Annotated in this window: 16 protein-coding genes and 5 tRNA genes; 4 read left to right on the top strand and 17 right to left on the bottom strand. The window is 58.6% G+C overall.

What is annotated here, in order from left to right; all coding sequences use genetic code 11:
- Position 1: 1 nt before the first annotated feature.
- The 8 genes from secE to DXC52_RS00990 form a co-directional block, all read right to left on the bottom strand.
- Positions 2-340, bottom strand: a complete 339-nt coding sequence (secE, locus tag DXC52_RS01025; RefSeq protein WP_035137537.1) for a preprotein translocase subunit SecE — start codon at positions 338-340, stop codon at positions 2-4.
- Between the two features lie 76 nt (positions 341-416).
- Positions 417-492: transfer RNA gene (locus DXC52_RS01020), tRNA-Trp, on the bottom strand.
- A 13-nt stretch (positions 493-505) separates the two neighbouring features.
- A complete protein-coding gene (gene rpmG, locus DXC52_RS01015) occupies positions 506-655 on the bottom strand; it encodes a 50S ribosomal protein L33 (protein ID WP_022093895.1) in 150 nt (49 codons plus the stop codon).
- A 279-nt stretch (positions 656-934) separates the two neighbouring features.
- Positions 935-2,125 carry an elongation factor Tu gene (gene tuf / locus DXC52_RS01010; RefSeq protein ID WP_035137538.1) on the bottom strand — a complete coding sequence of 397 codons (1,191 nt, stop codon included), beginning with the start codon at positions 2,123-2,125 and terminating at the stop codon, positions 935-937.
- Between the two features lie 96 nt (positions 2,126-2,221).
- Positions 2,222-2,298: transfer RNA gene (locus DXC52_RS01005), tRNA-Met, on the bottom strand.
- 3 nt (positions 2,299-2,301) lie between these two features.
- Positions 2,302-2,377, bottom strand: a tRNA-Thr gene (locus tag DXC52_RS01000).
- 10 nt (positions 2,378-2,387) lie between these two features.
- A tRNA-Tyr gene (locus DXC52_RS00995) sits at positions 2,388-2,469 on the bottom strand.
- An 813-nt stretch (positions 2,470-3,282) separates the two neighbouring features.
- Positions 3,283-3,357 (bottom strand) — tRNA-Thr (locus DXC52_RS00990).
- A 224-nt stretch (positions 3,358-3,581) separates the two neighbouring features.
- On the opposite strand from DXC52_RS00990, the gene DXC52_RS00985 reads away from it, so the two are divergent.
- Positions 3,582-4,922 carry a DNA-binding protein gene (locus DXC52_RS00985; protein WP_117745791.1) on the top strand — a complete coding sequence of 447 codons (1,341 nt, stop codon included), beginning with the start codon at positions 3,582-3,584 and terminating at the stop codon, positions 4,920-4,922.
- Positions 4,923-4,949: 27 nt separating this feature from the next.
- Here DXC52_RS00985 and DXC52_RS00980 read toward each other — a convergent pair whose 3' ends face one another.
- From DXC52_RS00980 to disA, 6 genes are all read right to left on the bottom strand, one after another.
- Entirely contained in the window at positions 4,950-5,627 is a 678-nt protein-coding gene (locus DXC52_RS00980; RefSeq protein WP_006234978.1) for an NYN domain-containing protein, read from the bottom strand.
- 3 nt (positions 5,628-5,630) lie between these two features.
- On the bottom strand, positions 5,631-6,545 hold the full coding sequence (rlmB, locus tag DXC52_RS00975) for a 23S rRNA (guanosine(2251)-2'-O)-methyltransferase RlmB (RefSeq protein WP_117745790.1): 915 nt from the start codon (positions 6,543-6,545) through the stop codon (positions 5,631-5,633).
- A 186-nt stretch (positions 6,546-6,731) separates the two neighbouring features.
- The gene (cysS, locus tag DXC52_RS00970) at positions 6,732-8,198 is read right to left on the bottom strand and encodes a cysteine--tRNA ligase (RefSeq protein WP_117745789.1); all 1,467 of its coding nucleotides are present in this window, start codon (positions 8,196-8,198) and stop codon (positions 6,732-6,734) included.
- Positions 8,199-8,201: 3 nt separating this feature from the next.
- Positions 8,202-8,696 (bottom strand): 2-C-methyl-D-erythritol 2,4-cyclodiphosphate synthase, encoded by a 495-nt coding sequence (ispF, locus tag DXC52_RS00965; protein WP_006234975.1) that lies wholly within the window; start codon positions 8,694-8,696, stop codon positions 8,202-8,204.
- Positions 8,686-9,414 (bottom strand): 2-C-methyl-D-erythritol 4-phosphate cytidylyltransferase, encoded by a 729-nt coding sequence (gene ispD, locus DXC52_RS00960; protein WP_035137545.1) that lies wholly within the window; start codon positions 9,412-9,414, stop codon positions 8,686-8,688. Before ispD ends, ispF begins: the two co-directional genes overlap by 11 nt.
- On the bottom strand, positions 9,414-10,454 hold the full coding sequence (gene disA / locus DXC52_RS00955) for a DNA integrity scanning diadenylate cyclase DisA (protein WP_369796797.1): 1,041 nt from the start codon (positions 10,452-10,454) through the stop codon (positions 9,414-9,416). The genes ispD and disA overlap by 1 nt, the downstream gene beginning before the upstream one ends.
- 373 nt (positions 10,455-10,827) lie before the next feature.
- On the opposite strand from disA, the gene DXC52_RS00950 reads away from it, so the two are divergent.
- The 3 genes from DXC52_RS00950 (at position 10,828) to DXC52_RS00940 (ending at position 13,305) form a co-directional block, all read left to right on the top strand.
- A complete protein-coding gene (locus DXC52_RS00950) occupies positions 10,828-11,406 on the top strand; it encodes a manganese efflux pump MntP family protein (protein WP_117745788.1) in 579 nt (192 codons plus the stop codon).
- 120 nt (positions 11,407-11,526) lie between these two features.
- Positions 11,527-11,997 carry a helix-turn-helix domain-containing protein gene (locus tag DXC52_RS00945; RefSeq protein WP_158554567.1) on the top strand — a complete coding sequence of 157 codons (471 nt, stop codon included), beginning with the start codon at positions 11,527-11,529 and terminating at the stop codon, positions 11,995-11,997.
- Positions 11,998-12,000: 3 nt separating this feature from the next.
- On the top strand, positions 12,001-13,305 hold the full coding sequence (locus tag DXC52_RS00940; protein WP_117745786.1) for a type II toxin-antitoxin system HipA family toxin: 1,305 nt from the start codon (positions 12,001-12,003) through the stop codon (positions 13,303-13,305).
- Positions 13,306-13,432: 127 nt separating this feature from the next.
- On the opposite strand, the gene DXC52_RS00935 is transcribed toward DXC52_RS00940, so the two are convergent.
- The 3 genes from DXC52_RS00935 to DXC52_RS00925 all read right to left on the bottom strand — a co-directional run bounded on the left by DXC52_RS00935 (position 13,433) and on the right by DXC52_RS00925 (position 15,931).
- On the bottom strand, positions 13,433-14,890 hold the full coding sequence (locus DXC52_RS00935) for an aminoacyl-histidine dipeptidase (RefSeq protein ID WP_117745785.1): 1,458 nt from the start codon (positions 14,888-14,890) through the stop codon (positions 13,433-13,435).
- A 148-nt stretch (positions 14,891-15,038) separates the two neighbouring features.
- Positions 15,039-15,566, bottom strand: coding sequence for a PIN domain-containing protein (locus tag DXC52_RS00930; RefSeq protein ID WP_117745784.1), 528 nt, complete (start codon positions 15,564-15,566; stop codon positions 15,039-15,041).
- Complete coding sequence (locus DXC52_RS00925) at positions 15,563-15,931, bottom strand: type II toxin-antitoxin system RelB/DinJ family antitoxin (RefSeq protein WP_158554566.1); 369 nt, start codon at positions 15,929-15,931, stop codon at positions 15,563-15,565. The genes DXC52_RS00930 and DXC52_RS00925 overlap by 4 nt, the downstream gene beginning before the upstream one ends.
- Positions 15,932-15,963 lie beyond the last annotated feature (32 nt).

The following is a 15,963-nucleotide window of genomic DNA, read 5'->3' as shown; positions in this document are numbered from 1 at the left end:
TTTAGCCCCTCAATCCAGAGAACAGAGCAAGAGCCTCGCCAAAGCCAGCATCGAGCAGAGCGATGACGACGCCGACGACGATCAGAGAAGCGCAAACAACAACCGAGTAGTTCACGAGCTCCTTCTTATCGGGCCACGTGACACGCTTCATCTCGGACTTGACCGAAGCGAAATACTTCTTGGTGCGGGCGAAGAAACCAGGCTTCTCGTTCTTCTTGGACTTCGCAGCCTTCTCGTTCTTCTTGGCAACGGCCTTCTTGGCCTCAACCTTGGAGTTGGCGGCAGCTTTGTTGGCAGGTGCCGGCTGCTGAGCCTTCTTCTTGTTCTTCTTGTTGGCCATTTGGGTTACCTCCGCGCAATGCGCTTATACATGAGTAAACCGTAAGCCCCCAAGTGGGAGCTTACGGAATAATGACTGGCACGCCAGGAAGGACTCGAACCCTCAACACTCGGTTTTGGAGACCGATGCTCTACCAATTGAACTACTGGCGTATGTGACTAGAGACTAGCGAGTCTCTTTGTGCAGCGTGTGGTGACGGCACCAGGGGCAATACTTCTTGATCTCCATACGATCAGGCATGGTCGACTTGTTCTTGGTGGTCGTATAGTTGCGGCGCTTGCACTCAGTGCACGCAAGAGTAACTAGAGTACGCATGTATCCTGAACCTTTCATTTCCGCCCCGTACGGGCACGAGTTGTTACTTTATCAGCTCCACGTAAGTGCTGTCAATGAAAACCTCGAGTCAATTGGTTCTCGGTGGATCCATTCATATTTGGAACACATCAATGAAGCCATCGAGAGCTAATCGACGGTGCATCCAGGACCATTATCGATCCTCTCGACACCAGCAACGGCTCAATATCCATTGCAGAAAAGAACCCGGCACCCATATAAGTGCCGGGTTCTCTAAGTCAGCTATATCAAAGAGCTAATTTACTCAATGATCGTGGAGACGATGCCCGAACCGACGGTGTGGCCACCCTCGCGGATAGCGAAGCGCAGGCCCTCCTCCATGGCGATCGGGTGGATGAGGTCGCCCTCGATGGTGATGTGGTCACCAGGCATAGCCATCTCGGTGCCCTCGGGGAGCTTGACCGTACCGGTAACGTCGGTGGTACGGAAGTAGAACTGAGGACGATAACCATCGAAGAACGGGGTGTGACGGCCGCCCTCCTCCTTGGTCAGAACGTAGATCTCGCCGGTGAACTTGGTGTGCGGGGTAACCGAACCGGGCTTGCAGAGAACCTGGCCGCGCTCGATGTCCTCACGCTTGATGCCGCGGAGCAGCAGACCGACGTTGTCGCCAGCCTCGCAGAAGTCCATGGACTTACGGAACATCTCGATACCGGTAACGACGGTGTTCTGGGTATCCTTGATGCCGACGATCTCGACGGGCTCGTTGAGCTTGAGCTCACCGCGCTCGACACGGCCAGTAGCAACGGTACCACGGCCGGAGATGGTCATAACGTCCTCAACGGCCATCAGGAACGGGAGGTCGTTGTTACGAGCAGGCGTCGGGATGTACTCGTCGACGGCCTTCATGAGCTCGCGAATGGCGTCCATCCACTTGGCGTCGCCCTCGAGAGCGCCCAGAGCGGAGCCACGGATGACGGGGATGTCGTCGCCGGGGAAATCGTACTCGGAGAGGAGCTCACGGGTCTCCATCTCGACGAGGTCGATGAGCTCGTCATCGTCGACCATGTCGCACTTGTTCAGGAAGACGACGATGTAGGGAACGCCGACCTGACGGGCGAGCAGGATGTGCTCGCGGGTCTGAGCCATGGGGCCGTCGGTAGCAGCGATGACCAGGATAGCGCCGTCCATCTGAGCAGCGCCGGAAATCATGTTCTTGACGTAGTCAGCGTGGCCCGGGCAGTCAACGTGAGCGTAGTGACGGGCAGCGGTCTCGTACTCAACGTGGGAGACGGAAATCGTAATGCCGCGCTCGCGCTCCTCGGGAGCCTTGTCGATGTTCTCGAACGCAGTGAAGTCAGCCTTGCAGCCCTCGGTCTCGGAGAGAACCTTGGTGATGGCAGCGGTCAGCGTGGTCTTGCCGTGGTCGACGTGACCAATGGTGCCGATGTTAACATGCGGCTTAGTGCGCTCAAACTTCTCTTTGGCCATAAAGCCCTCCTCTTAACAGGTCGTCCCCGGACGGGACTTTGCCTTTATACCATAGTGGCCTCTCAACATACTATTGAGAAGCCACCGTGTTACCTATGGTAGCGGTGACTGGATTCGAACCAGTGACGCCACGGGTATGAACCGTGTGCTCTAACCAACTGAGCTACACCGCCGGATGGAGCCTGCAACCAGACTTGAACTGGTGACCTCTTCGTTACCAACGAAGTGCTCTACCGACTGAGCTATACAGGCACTTGACGGGTGGGAGCTATAGGATTCGAACCTATGTAGGCAGAGCCAACGGGTTTACAGCCCGTCCCCATTAACCACTCGGGCAAACTCCCAATCGTTCAAGTATCCGCAGGTCCTTTGGTCTTTTGGACCGCCGCCCCCGCGAACGAAGAAGATAATACGATGCCACCTTGGGGGCTGTCAACGAAAACCTCTAGATACACGGTGCCGGGCGTATCTATATAGCCGTGACCTGCGGTTTTATTGAGTTTGGATATGAAGGACAGTGGTTTTGGATACTGAGGTGACGTTTCCCAAGGTAACACTTTGCTGTAGTGGAGTACACCTTCAGTATCGAACTTCGATACCAGCTTATTTGCACCTATATATAGGTCGAGATCGGGGCTGCCCAGACAGAAGATTGCTCTTCCCAGGCAAAATCGAGCGTGGATTTTCTTCCGTTTGAAATCGAGCGTGGATAATCTCCCACTTTGCCGTGCCATCGAATCCAAAGTGGCAGATTATCCACGCTCATTCACTAGGCGGAAGATTTTCCACGCTCGTGTGTCCGATAATCCACGCTCGATGACGATGACCAACCTCGCCCCGGCCTATGTCTCGACCTGTAACAGTAAGAGGGTTATTCCTCCCCTATCTGTTACAGATCGAGATGTTTCGCAGAAACCCCCGCTTACGTCTCATTCTGTAACAGTAAGAACGGTTTTCAGCCTCTTCGTGTTACGGATCGAGATGTTATCGGCCTTCCCTTGGCAATGTTTCGATCTGTAACTATAAGGAGGGTCTTCAGCCCACTCGTGTTACGGATCGAGACAAACCTGAAGCTTGGTTGGCGCCAAACACGCTGACTTATCGACATAAATAGAAACGAGCCCTGTCCCACAAGGAAACAGAGCCCGAAACTCTCATGGAGCCAGTGACAGGAATCGAACCTGCAACCCACTGATTACAAATCAGTTGCGCTACCGTTGCGCCACACTGGCACACTTGGCGCTTTCACGCGAAGCGAGTTAAGAATAAAGGAATTGCGGACGGGGCGCAACAGGCCGCACGGCGTTATACAAATATGCAAAATCCAGCAACAACGCGTACCAGGCCCGTTCATTTCTGTCAGTGCGCCCTCAATCTTAAAACCATTCGCCAGAACGAATAGTTTTAATTACAATTGCTATATATAAAACTATTCGTTCTGGCGAAGGGTTTCGCGATGCTTACTACCAAAGAAGCCGCCGAGCTGCTCGGCATCACTCCGCGCAGGGTGCAGGAGCTCATAAAAAACGGAGCACTTGAGGCCCGCAAGGCTTCTGGTGTATGGCTCATCGACAAAGACAGCGTCGACACGCGACTCCGCTCTGTGACCAAAACGGGGGGACGTCCCCGCCGCGGCCACGGTAAGAGCGAGATCGCGTTCACCCTCATGAACCGCACGTACGAAGTCGCTCAGCTGGTCTACAGTACATCGCGAAAAGACTTTACCCACATCGGTGCCGACATCGATTACGCCCACGCCCCTATTGGAGTATTTGGCCCTAATAGCCCCATATCGCTAGACTCCTTCCGCATCTGGTGGCGCGGCCGCGGTATCCCGCTCGCACGCATTGGGCTAGCCTCCCTGCTTGCAGAAGCCGCAGTCGATGTTCCCGATGAACTCATCCAGCGAAATCTCGGCCTCTCCTTATCCGACCAGTATTGGATTAGGCCCCAAGGTTCCGCTCTCACCTGGGAGGATATCAACTTCTTCAATAACGCCTTTGATGACGTCTCGCTGTCCATTGCACCCTTTGCCCCAGAGGGAAAAGCGGCTGCCGCAAAGCCCGATAACACCTCGGACGGCAATCTTCAAAAGTACTGGACGTGCGAGGGCGAACGTCGAATTCTGCATAAGGCAGGAGCGCACCTGGACCAGGAACCTTATAACGAGCTGGTGGCGACCGCGCTCCACCGTCGCATCCTAAACGCCTGCGATTATGTGCCTTACTCGCTCGAGGGCACGGGCACTTCCGCCCTGAGCACATGCGATGTCTTCTTAACTGATGAAGAAGAGTATGTCCCTGCGTTCTATGTAAACCAGCACGCAAACGCAGATGAACGGCTAACCGACTACGAGCGATATGTAGCAAACTGCGAGGAGCTCGGGGTGACAGGCGTCAAGGATGCCCTTGACCGCATGATCGTATGTGACGACATCATTGCCAACTACGATCGTCATTGGCGCAACTTCGGCCTCGTGCGAAACGTCAACACGCAAGCTTGCAGACCTGCCCCCATCTTCGATTCGGGCTCATCGCTCTGGTGCAACATATCACTAGAGGAGCTTAGGGCGGGAGAGCACAGTTTTACCAGCGCACAATTTCATTCAAGCCCCGCCAAACAAATGTTGCTCGTCGAGGACATGGACTGGTTTGGCTGCGACAAACTCGAAGGCTTCGTTGACGAGGCAATCGAGATTCTTTCCAGAAACGACGCGCTCACGGCAAGGCTGCCATATCTAAAAGAGGCGCTAACGTGGCGCCTCGAAAGAATGATCGACATCGCTGAATGGAGTTAGCGAGGCAGCATTGCCCCGCCAACTTCCCTACCTCCCGCGCAGGGCCTTGAGCTTGGCCAGGGCATCGGGGCTCAGGCGACTGCCCAGAGTCATCTTGATTTGTGGAGCTTCCTCGGCCTCGTGCACGTCGTTGTCGATCTGTTTGATCTCGTCCACCAGCATACGGCTCGAGATGCGCGTAACGCCCTTGCCCATGACGACGGCCTGGATCGTGCCGTCGCTCGACACTACAGAACACGCGCGGCCTTCCTCGCGCGCCTCGATGCAGAGCTTCTGCACCACGGTATCGGCCGAAACACCCGTCGGCGAAAACTCAATGCGCACACCGCGGGCCGGTAGGTTGGGGCGCTCGCTGGAGATATTGCCCGCGCCGTCAAATACGATCACGGCCTCGTAGCGGCCCTGGGCAAACGCAGCTACGTCATTAATGAGCGCCGTGCGCGCCATATCGTGAACGTCGCTGGAATACGGATCGTCGGAATGGTCGTACACGAGCTTTTCGTAGCGCGGCGTGCAGTGGATCACGTTGTAACCGTCGACCACCAGCAGCTCGGGCTTGTTGGAGTGCACCGTCGAGACTGGGTCGGCGATAGCCTGCGCAAACGCATTGCCGCCCACGCCATAGGTCGCGGCCGAAACAATCGGCTTGGCCGAGCCCTCGCCAAAGCGCTTGGCCTTGGACTTGGCACGGTTCTTTTTGGACATGCGCTACTCCTCCCCCATCAGCTCGCCGGCGTTGCGGCGCAGCCACTCAAAGCACAGCGCCGTGGTCGCCTGGGCAACATTGAGGCTCTCGGTCATACCGCGCTGGGGAAGCTTGGTCAAAAAGTCGCATTTCTCGAGCACCAGACGCGAGATGCCGTCGCCCTCGGAGCCCATGACGAGCGCCACGCGGCCCTCGAAAGGAGCATCCCAGCAACTGCCTTCGGCGTGCTCGGAAGCACCGCCCACCCAAAAACCAGCGGCCTTAAAATCGTCGAGCGCACGGGCGATATTGGGAACCTGCGCGATAGGCAGATGCATGACGGCACCGGCTGAGGTCTTATAGCTGCCCACGGTCACGCCGGCGGCACGCTTATTGGCAATGACGACGCCCGCCGCGCCCACAACCTCGGCGGAGCGCACGATGGCGCCAAAGTTGCCGTCGTCAGTCACGTGGTCGAGCACCACGACAAGTGCCGGGCCCTCGCCTGCGCGGTCGAGAATATCGGCGACATCAGCATAGGGGAAGTTGCCAACCTCGAGTGCGATGCCCTGATGAGCGCCATGGCTCGACAGTGCGTCGAGCTGCGCACGCGGCACATACTTAATGCGGACGCCCGCGGCGTTGAGGTCGTCGACCAGGCGCGACAAGGCGGCATCGCGCTCTCCACCCTCGACAATGAGCGCGCACTTGATGGGAAAACCAGTGCGTAGCGCCTCGGCGGCAGCACGACGACCTTCGATAAACTCGCCCTTGGGAGCCTGGACAGCGTCGCGGTTGCGATCGCGCTGCGGACGTGCGGCCTGGGCGCGATCGCGCTGGCCCTTGGGAGCGGCAGCGCGGTCATTGCGGCGAATCGGACGCGAGCCAGAAGCAGCCTGCTTGCCGCCACGAGGCGCACGCTTGCGATTGTCGGCCATAAAGCGACCTCCTAAATACAACTATCAAACGAAACAAAATAAACGACCGCCCATGAATATTAATTCGGGCGGTCGGTACGGGTTTTCCAAGTGCCCGAGATTGCCGTGAAAGAGGAGCGACGCGTACTTGAGTACGCGAGCGACGGTTTGAACGGCAAGGTCGGGCGCTTGGGAAACCCGAAGGGATTAGAGAGTCTTAATACGGGTGCCCGCGGCCGTATCTTCAATCGTCAACCCGAGGTCCTTTAGCCGGTCGCGGATGGCGTCGGCCAGATCCCAGTTCTTGGCGGCACGGGCCTCGGCGCGGGCCTCGAGAATCTTGGCAGCAGCCTCGTCCACGTCGTCGCCCGTGTAGGCGACCAGGCCGGCGGCAACGCCCAGCAGGCCCAGCGGCAGCTCGACCTTGGGCTCGGGAAGCTCGACGCCAAACGTATCGAGCAGCTCGACCAGCGTATCGGCGGCGGCCAGGGCAGCGGCCTTGTCGGCAGCATCGCCCGCCTGCTCCAGGTACTGGTTGCACTCGGTCACAAAGCCAAAGACAGCACCCATGGCACCGGCGGTGTTAAAGTCGTCATCCATGCACTCCTTAAAGGTGGTGCGGGTCTCGGCGGCCTTGGCGGCAAACGCCTCGGCAGCCGCTTCGTCGGCATCGGCCGTCGCGTGGTTCGCGGCCCAACGCAGGTTCTCGACCGTACCGGCGATACGCGTGAGCGAGTTCTCGGCACCCTCCAGGCGCTCCCAAGAAAAGTCGAGCGGCGAGCGATAGCTCGTCTGCAGCATCAGCAGGCGCAGGGCGGCAGCGGAGTGCTGCTCGAGGACCTCGGCCAGCGTAAAGAAGTTGCCGAGCGACTTGGACATCTTCTCGCCGTCTACCAGCAGCATGCCCGTGTGCATCCAGGTGTTGGAGAAGCCCTGGTGCCAGGCGCAGGTGGCCTGGGCGCACTCGTTCTCGTGATGCGGGAAGGCAAGGTCGGAGCCGCCGCCGTGGATGTCGATCGGAGTGCCCAGGTAGCGATGCACCATGGCGGCGCACTCGGTGTGCCAACCGGGACGGCCCTCGCCCCAGGGGCTCGGCCAGCTGGGCTCGCCGGGCTTAGCGGCCTTCCACAGGGCAAAGTCGAGCGGGTCGTTCTTGTCCTCGTTCTCCTCGATGCGCGCGCCAACCATAAGGTCGTCGATGTTGCGGCCCGAGACCTGACCATAGTTGGGATCGCTGCGCACGGCAAAGTACACGTCGCCGTTATCGGCTGCGTAAGCGTGGCCCTGCTCGATAAGCGTCTTGATCATGGCGATCATGGGGCCGATCTCCTTGGTGGCGCGGGGGCGCACATCGGGATCGAGCACGTTGGCGGCGCGCATGACGCCGATGAACTTGTCGGAGAACTCCGTCGCGACCTCGGCGGCCGTACGGCCCTGCTCGTTGGCGCGCTTGATGATCTTGTCGTCGACATCGGTGAGGTTCTGGGCGAACGTGACCTCGTAACCGCTCGCGATGAGCCAGCGGCGAATCACGTCAAAGCTGATGAACGTACGGGCGTTGCCGATGTGGATGTTGTCGTAGACCGTGGGGCCGCACACGTACATGCGGACCTTGCCGGACTCGATGGGCTGGAACTCTTCCTTTTTATGGGTAGCGCTGTTGTAGATACGCATTCGTTACTCCTTAACGGTTTTCTGTAGCAGGCAGACGGCCCAGGCGCCGATTCCCTCGCCCTGGCCTTCCCAACCGAGCTTTTCGGTCGTAGTGGCGGCGACGCCCACGTTTTCGACGTCAACGCCCAGGGCATGGGCAAGGTTGGCGCGCATGGCATCGCGATGCGGGGTGATCTTAGGCTGCTGGCAGGCAATGGTGCAATCGGCATCGACAAACTCAAAGCCCAGCTCACGCGCATAGTCCATCACGCGGGCAAGCAGCACCATCGAATCGGCACCCTCGTAGGCGGGGTCGGTGTCGGGGAATAGCTTGCCGATGTCTCCCCCACGGCAGGCGCCCAGAATGGCGTCGGCCAAGGCGTGCGCGAGCACATCGGCATCCGAGTGGCCCAGCAGGCCGCGCTCGTAGGGAATGTCGACACCGCCGATGATACATCGACGCCCCTCCACCAGACGGTGAACGTCGTAGCCATGGCCAATGCGCAGGTTACTGAACATGGGGAAGGTCCTCTCCCTCGGCCATGCGGCCAAGCAGAATCGCGGTTACGGGACGCAGGTCCTCGGGCACCGTCACCTTAAGGTTATCGCGTGGGCTCTGGACGCAGCGGACGCGCCCACCCATGCGCTCGACCAGCGACGAATCATCGGTACCGATAAAGCCCTCGGCAATGGCTGCAGCGTGGGCGCGCTTCATAGCATCGACGCTAAAGATCTGCGGCGTCTGCGCTGCCCAGTAGAGCTCACGCGGCGGCGTCTCGACGATATTATCGCCGTCAACGATCTTGAGCGTGTCGATCGCGGGCTGACCGCACACGACACCGTCGAGGGCACGGTCGCTCACGAGCACGTCGATAGCGTGGTCGATGGCCTCGGTCGTAATGAGCGGACGAGCGCCGTCGTGGATGGCGACATATTCGAAACCCGCCGGAACCGCATGCACGCCGGCACGGGTGGAATCCTGACGGGTATCGCCGGCATCGGCAAAGCTGATGGGCGTGTCATAGTCAAACGGGTCAATGGCCAGGCGGCGCATCTCGGCACGGCGCTCGGCAGGGCAAACCACGACGATATGGCCGACCTTATCGCTACGATCGAACGCGCGGATGGACCAGCTCATGAGCGGACGGCCCGCCACATTAACGAGCTGCTTGCCGCCGGGATTTCCAAAGCGCTGGCCGCTGCCGCCGGCAACGACCACGGCGCATACGGGCGCCATTATGCGTTCCCCTGTTTGGTGCCCTTCATGCGGTACAGCGAGTCCGCAAGAATGGCAGGGTTGTTGACGCCAAAGTCGCCCAAGCGCTCCGGATCCTCGCTGATGTCGTCCATGAGCTCCTGCAGCGAGCCGTACTCGTCGACGATCTTCTCGGCCACGCCGTCGCGCACGACGGACACGCGCGAAAGCGTGCGCAGGCCCAGCGGCGTCATGACGGAGTCCTCGTCCAAGTCGTCATAGCCCAGAACTGCCGCCACGTGCTGCGGGTCGGACAGGTCCTTAGGCGTCATACGGCTCAGCTCGGCGCGAATCTTCTCGGCGTTGGCCTCAGAGGAATCGCTCGCGTAGTCGCGGATCATCAAGTCGTATTCGGTATCCATGCTGGAGCCCGCGAGCTGCTCGAGCTGCATCTGCACGAGCTTACCCTGGTTACCCAGCTTGACAATGCAATCCTTAAGCTCGGTCTTTGCCTGCTGCATGATCTCGAAGCTCGAGAAAATACCGGTAATGTCGGCGAGTGTGACGTAGTCGTCGAGCTCGAGGGCCGTCAGGCGCAACAGGGAGCGATCGAGCGACTGACGGGTAGTCTGGAGCGTGGCGACGAGCTGGTTGACCGAGCTCATGATGGTGGTGACGGGCTGAATCTCGTAGCTCTTGCCGTGGACGTACACGTTGACGACGGCGCGACGAGCCGAAACCGAGATCACGATGGCATCGGTGAGCACCGACATGCGAGCAGCAGTACGGTGACGCATGCCCGTCTCACTCGTGGCGAGCGAGGGATCGGGATTGAGGTGGAAGTTGGCGCGCAGGATCTGGGTGAGGTCGCCATCGATAACGATGGCGCCGTCCATCTTGGAAAGCTCGAACAGGCGGTTCGAGGTAAACGAAATGTTGAGCGGGAAGCCGTCGTTACCGGCAGCGAGCACGTTTTCGGTGTCGCCGACGCAGATAAGGGCGCCCAGGTGACCGGCGATGATCATGTCGAGGGCGGTGCGGATCGGCTGACCAGGTGCCGTCAGGCGGATGGCCTGTTCCATACGCTTTTGCAGCTCGTTCTTATCCAAGGCATCGCTCCCATCGTATACGCTCCATAAACGCTAAATAGTTTCTCACGGTTTGTCCCTGCGGCGCTTGCGAAATCCGATGCTTACAGAATGAGCGAACACAGCTGAGAGCCCAACCCAAATCAGCTGTTCATGTGGTAGCATCGGGATTCGCATAAATGAGGGAGTAGTCGCGTGATCGGGTTCGCCTCCGGTGGCGCGGCAAGTCAACACACTGGCCGATGCGGCCTGGCTTGCCTTAATGAACGAGACTCGTGGCTGTGCGCGCAACGCGTACGCCACGGGTCTTTTTTGTTACTCCCCCAAGAGGTACACGCGGGCCCGCCCGCAGAGAGGGAGCCAGACTATGGGACTCGCAGAGCTTGTGTTGCTCGCTATCGGCCTTTCTATGGACGCTTTTGCCGTATCCATCTGCAAGGGCCTTGGCATGAAAAGGATCAACCTTAAGGTCGCCGTGATACTCGGCCTGTTCTTTGGCGGTTTCCAGGCCGGCATGCCCGTAATTGGGTGGGCCCTTGGTAGCCAGTTCATGGGCATCATCAGCCCCATCGACCACTGGATCGCCTTTATCCTGCTCGCCTTTATCGGCGGCAAGATGCTGTGGGAAGCCTTTACTGAGGACGAGAACGAAGGCGACGGCAAGGATGCCGAAAAGATCGACCTGGGCGAATATCTAATCCTTGCCATCGCCACCTCGATTGACGCGCTTGCCGTGGGCATCTCGTTTGCCGCGCTCTCGGTCGATATCGTTCCCGCCGTGTCGCTCATTGGCATCACGACCTTTGTCTTCTCCGTTGCCGGCGTAGCGATCGGCCACACCTTTGGCGCGCGCTACGAAAAGCCCGCCACCATCGTGGGTGGCGTCGTGCTCGTCCTCATCGGCCTCAAGATTTTGCTGGAGCATCTGGGGATTTTGGCGCTGTAAAACACCCTTCAAAACTAAACGTCCGGATGAGGCCTAATGCAGAGTTTTGCATGAGGCCTTTTCATGCAGACTTTTGCATGTCATACTATGATGCAAAAGTCTGCACGTTAGGAGATCGCCGTGGATACCCTTCCCATCACCACACCGCGCCAAGCTGGCATCTACGTGCGCCAGGCACGCGAGGCTCAGGGTCTCACCCGTGCCGCCCTCGCTAATAAGGCCGGTGTTTCGGAGCGCCTGCTCGCATCGCTCGAGCTGGGAGATGCCACGGGCATTCGGCTCGACAAGCTGTTGGCAATCTTCAATGCTCTCGGACTGGCGCTCGCCGCTCAAGGGGATATCGCCAAAACGAATAACGAGCAACCAGTCGACGCCCCGCATGCCGATTTGCAACCTTGTAGCACCCCCAGGTGCCATCACGCTCAACGTCCCTCTCATAGCCACCGTCGCTGCGCCGCCATTCCGGTTCTTGCAGACGCCCCCTTTACGTCCGAGCTCTACGACAAGGCCTTCGCCGATTTCGCCATGTCCAATCTCGGAGTCTCGATTGCCACAAGCGCATCTGCCCAAACCAAGCCCGAAGGGAGATAGCCAATGGCCAGAAAAACGCTTCGGACTATTATTTGCGGCGTACCCGCAGGAACGCTCATGCAAGATGAGAGCAGTCTAGTCAGTTTTGTCTACGATCAAGATTATGACGGGCCAGCCCTATCGACCAACATTCCCATATCAAATCGCACATACGGCCAACAGGTCATGAATCCGTACTTGTTTGGTCTTCTACCCGACAGCGAGGATCAGCGAAAGGCGATTGCTGCCGAATTCGACGTTAGACCCAACAATGCCGTTGCGCTACTCAGCCATATCGGACTTGACTGTCCGGGTGGAGTGCAGTTTTGCGCCGAAGAAGACGTCAACGCCGTCTTGCATCGCACCAGCGAATACCGCCCTATAGGCGATCACGAGATTGCACTGCGACTCAAGTCAATCAGAGATGACCGCAATGCATCGTGGATGGGCCTAGATGAAAGTTGGTCACTTGGAGGCAATCAGGGCAAGTTCGCTCTCGCACTCATAGACGGTCGCTGGTGCGAATGCGTGGGCTCCTCGCCCACGACGCATATTTTCAAAAATGGCGTCATCGGATTTAAACTTGAGGCTCTCAATGAGTTTGTCTGCATGAAAAGCGCCCAGCGCGCCGGTATCGCAACGGCAAACGTCGAATATCGTATGTTTGAGGACGAACCTGCCCTCATTGTTGAGCGCTATGACCGCGTGAAAGTCGAAGACGGAATGATCAGGCGCCTACATCAAGAAGACCTCTGTCAGGCACTTGGGGTGATGCCCGCCCAAAAGTACACAGCAGACGGCGGCCCGACCACCCGCGACATTCAAGAGCTCCTCGTAAATACGAGCCACCATCAACTTAACCTGTATCTGTTTACGCAGATACTGTTCTTCAACGCCATTATCGGCGCACCGGATGCGCACGCGAAAAACTATTCCCTGCTCCTTGGAAACGACGGCGCAGCCATGATGGCTCGAATGTACGATGTCGCGTCGGGTTTGGCGTATGAGCGCATGCGCCGCCGGGCGCGCCTCGCCATGAGCGTTGGCGGCGAAAATCGTGTGGGGCGAATCGGTCCAGGCGCTATCCGCCGATACCACGGTATGGGCGATCCCGCGCTGGAGACGGCGCTTACCGATGCCGGGCTATCCGAGAAGTTTTGCTTTGCGACCATGATGGACCTCGCCTACGAGGTACCCATTTGCATGGAAGAGGTCATGGACGAATACGCCGACCTGCCCGGCATGGCGGACCTGCGCGAGCATATGCTCGGCCCCGTCCGCGAAAACTGCCAGCGCACCCTCGACCTCATCAGGGCAGAAATGGACTAGGTGACCGTAATTTCGCAATTATCAAACAAAAGAGGGGGGGCACCCGTCGCAAACGCTCGAATGCCCCCTCTCGTAATGTCATTTGCAATCCGCTAGCACGTGACTCGGACTGCTGCTAGCGCAACCTTTACGCGGCAAGGCGCTTGAGGACGTCGATGAGCAGCTCGTAGAAGCGCTCGGCAGAAGCGAGCTCCATGCTCTCGTCCGGGGTGTGGACATCGGAGAGCGTCGGGCCCACGGCGATGGCATCCAGGCCGTGCAGGGCCTCGGCAAACAGGCCGCACTCAAGGCCGGCGTGAATGGACTCGATGCGCAGCTCGGAGCCAAAGAGCTCGCGATAGCTCTCGACAAAGATGTCGCGGACCGGCGAATGCTCGGCATAGCTCCAGCCGGGATACTCGAACTCAAACTTGGCGTCGAATCCCAGGACATCGGCCAGCGTCTGCAGGCGGTCCTTGAACTCGTTCTGCAGCGAGGTGATCGAGGAGCGCGGGGACAGCATGATCTTGACCTCGTCATCGGAGGTGGCAACCACGCCGATGTTGGAGGAAACCTCGACGGAGCCGTCGGTGGCGACGTTGCGGCGGATCACACCGTTGGGGGCAAGACGCAGAGCGCGAATAAGGGCAAGTGCGGACTTCTCGTCCATGGCCTCGACCTCAGCGTTGTCGGCAATCTCAACCGTGCAGGTAAAGCCGGGGTCGAAGACCTCGAGCTCGGCAGTAACGTCGGCGATGATGCCCTTTGCGATCTGGGCCGCGGCCTCGGCGGCAGCGTGGTCGGCGTAGACCAGAACAGCCTTGCACTCACGGTTGATGGCGTTGTCCTTGGTGCCGCCGTTAAAGCTAACGATGGCGGGCTCGCCGGCAACCATCAGGCGGTCGATGATGCGGGCCATGATGAGGTTGCCGTTGCCGCGCTCCAGGTTGATATCGCTGCCGGAGTGACCGCCCAGCAGGCCGGAGATGTCGAGCGTGAGGGTGCTACCGGTCTTGTGCTCGCGCACGATGGGGCAGGTGTAGGTAACGACGACGCCGCCGGCGCAGCTGACGGTGGCAACGCCCTCTTCCTCGGAGTCAAGGTTAATCATGGTGCGGGCGCTAATCTGGGACTTGTCGAGCGTCTCGGCGCCGACCAGGCCAGTCTCCTCGTCGGTGGTGAATACGCACTCGAGGGCGGGGTGAACGATCGAATCATCATCGAGAACAGTGAGCATCAGAGCGACGGCAATACCGTTGTCGGCGCCCAGAGTGGTGCCGTTAGCGGTGAGGACGCCGTCCTTGACGACCAGGTCGATACCATCGGTCGTAAAGTCGTGCTCAACGGAGCCCAGCTTGTCGCACACCATGTCGATGTGGCCCTGCAGCATCACGGTCGGGGCATTCTCGGCGCCGGCAGATGCGGGCTTGCGAATGATGACGTTGTAGACCTCGTCCTGATACACATCGAGACCGCGCTCCTTGGCAAACGCGACCAGGAAATCGCTGATGCCTTTCTCGTTGCCAGACCCACGGGGGATCGCGCTGATCTCCTCAAAGAAATGGAACAGCTGGGCGGGCTCGTAGCCGGTAATCTTGTAGTCCATGGTGCCTCCTTGGCGCAACTGGTTAGACAGTAAGACATGCGACTTGTATATTCCCAGACTTTGCGTGCATAAACCAGTCGAAAACGCCGAGCGCCCTCGCATCATCGGCTAACGGCGAGGAAACGCCACTTTATCAAGATAAAGCATATTAGACGGGCCGTGCCGAAGGGACGTTGGACCCTTCAACCAACTTCAACGCCTGTTGAACATTAATGCATACACCATTGGTATGTTTGATGAGATTTTTGTCCTCTGTCACGACGTAATCGGCATCAATGCGATTGGCGACGCCCAGCATCAGGTCGTCCTCAAAGTCGTTGTGATGATACTTGAACACAAAGGAGTCGAAGACCTCGTCTGCACCGACCGAGGCAATAATCGACTTTTGCCGAATCAGGCGAACGCACGCCCACGCTGTCTCGTCGGCACCGGCGATGGCTTCGGGAGTGAGAGCCCCCTCGCGGCGGGCGTCGGCCTTCATCGTCCTTCCCAGAATGTAATAGACGTCTTTGACAGACAGGGAGGACGAGAAGAGGACGATATCCTCCGCTTCCGCCGCGCGAGAAAGGAGCTCGACTATCGGCCTGGTCGCATTCGTGCGAGCGAGAAAGTAATCTAGCCAGACGTTCGTGTCGATCAGCAGCTTGAGCACACGTTTCGTTCCGACGCCGCTCATAATTCGATCCAATCGCTGAATCTCTCGCTCATCATTTGATCGTATAACTCGTCGTAATCAAAGGCTTCATCGGGGCTCGGCCTCTGAATCGAGAACCGCTCATAAAAATTCGAAATTAACGCAGCCCCTTCCGAGACGCGGGACGAACTCGCCTTCGATCGTATGTCGTCAGGCAGGACTTCGTCATCATTCTTTTTTGCGACGGGCATATGACCGTTCTCGGTCAAGTACTGCCACAGCTCCCTCACAGCTTGCGACGGCGTCATGCCAATATGAGTCAGTACGGCGTCTCCTGCCTCTTTGAGCTGGCGATCTATACGCACGTTCATCTGAACTGGCCGCGTGTCGAGTATTGATGTAGGCATATCAACTCCTTTGCTATACTGAATCTCGATTT

It is taken from the genome of Collinsella sp. TF05-9AC, from assembly GCF_003438495.1.
Classification (GTDB): Bacteria; Actinomycetota; Coriobacteriia; order Coriobacteriales; family Coriobacteriaceae; genus Collinsella.
The sequence above is the reverse complement of the archived record's forward strand: the minus strand, read 5'-3'. Positions and strand labels throughout refer to the sequence as shown.

Coding starts and splice junctions, on each gene's coding strand:
- ispF (WP_006234975.1), bottom strand. CDS start 8,696: ATGTTCAGTAACCTGCGCATTGGCCATGGCTACGACGTTCACCGTCTG.
- rpmG (WP_022093895.1), bottom strand. CDS start 655: ATGCGTACTCTAGTTACTCTTGCGTGCACTGAGTGCAAGCGCCGCAAC.
- disA (WP_369796797.1), bottom strand. CDS start 10,454: ATGGAACAGGCCATCCGCCTGACGGCACCTGGTCAGCCGATCCGCACC.
- DXC52_RS00930 (WP_117745784.1), bottom strand. CDS start 15,566: ATGAGCGGCGTCGGAACGAAACGTGTGCTCAAGCTGCTGATCGACACG.
- DXC52_RS00925 (WP_158554566.1), bottom strand. CDS start 15,931: ATGCCTACATCAATACTCGACACGCGGCCAGTTCAGATGAACGTGCGT.
- cysS (WP_117745789.1), bottom strand. CDS start 8,198: ATGCGTATCTACAACAGCGCTACCCATAAAAAGGAAGAGTTCCAGCCC.
- DXC52_RS00985 (WP_117745791.1), top strand. CDS start 3,582: ATGCTTACTACCAAAGAAGCCGCCGAGCTGCTCGGCATCACTCCGCGC.
- DXC52_RS00950 (WP_117745788.1), top strand. CDS start 10,828: ATGGGACTCGCAGAGCTTGTGTTGCTCGCTATCGGCCTTTCTATGGAC.
- secE (WP_035137537.1), bottom strand. CDS start 340: ATGGCCAACAAGAAGAACAAGAAGAAGGCTCAGCAGCCGGCACCTGCC.
- tuf (WP_035137538.1), bottom strand. CDS start 2,125: ATGGCCAAAGAGAAGTTTGAGCGCACTAAGCCGCATGTTAACATCGGC.
- DXC52_RS00935 (WP_117745785.1), bottom strand. CDS start 14,890: ATGGACTACAAGATTACCGGCTACGAGCCCGCCCAGCTGTTCCATTTC.
- ispD (WP_035137545.1), bottom strand. CDS start 9,414: ATGGCGCCCGTATGCGCCGTGGTCGTTGCCGGCGGCAGCGGCCAGCGC.
- DXC52_RS00940 (WP_117745786.1), top strand. CDS start 12,001: ATGGCCAGAAAAACGCTTCGGACTATTATTTGCGGCGTACCCGCAGGA.
- rlmB (WP_117745790.1), bottom strand. CDS start 6,545: ATGGCCGACAATCGCAAGCGTGCGCCTCGTGGCGGCAAGCAGGCTGCT.
- DXC52_RS00980 (WP_006234978.1), bottom strand. CDS start 5,627: ATGTCCAAAAAGAACCGTGCCAAGTCCAAGGCCAAGCGCTTTGGCGAG.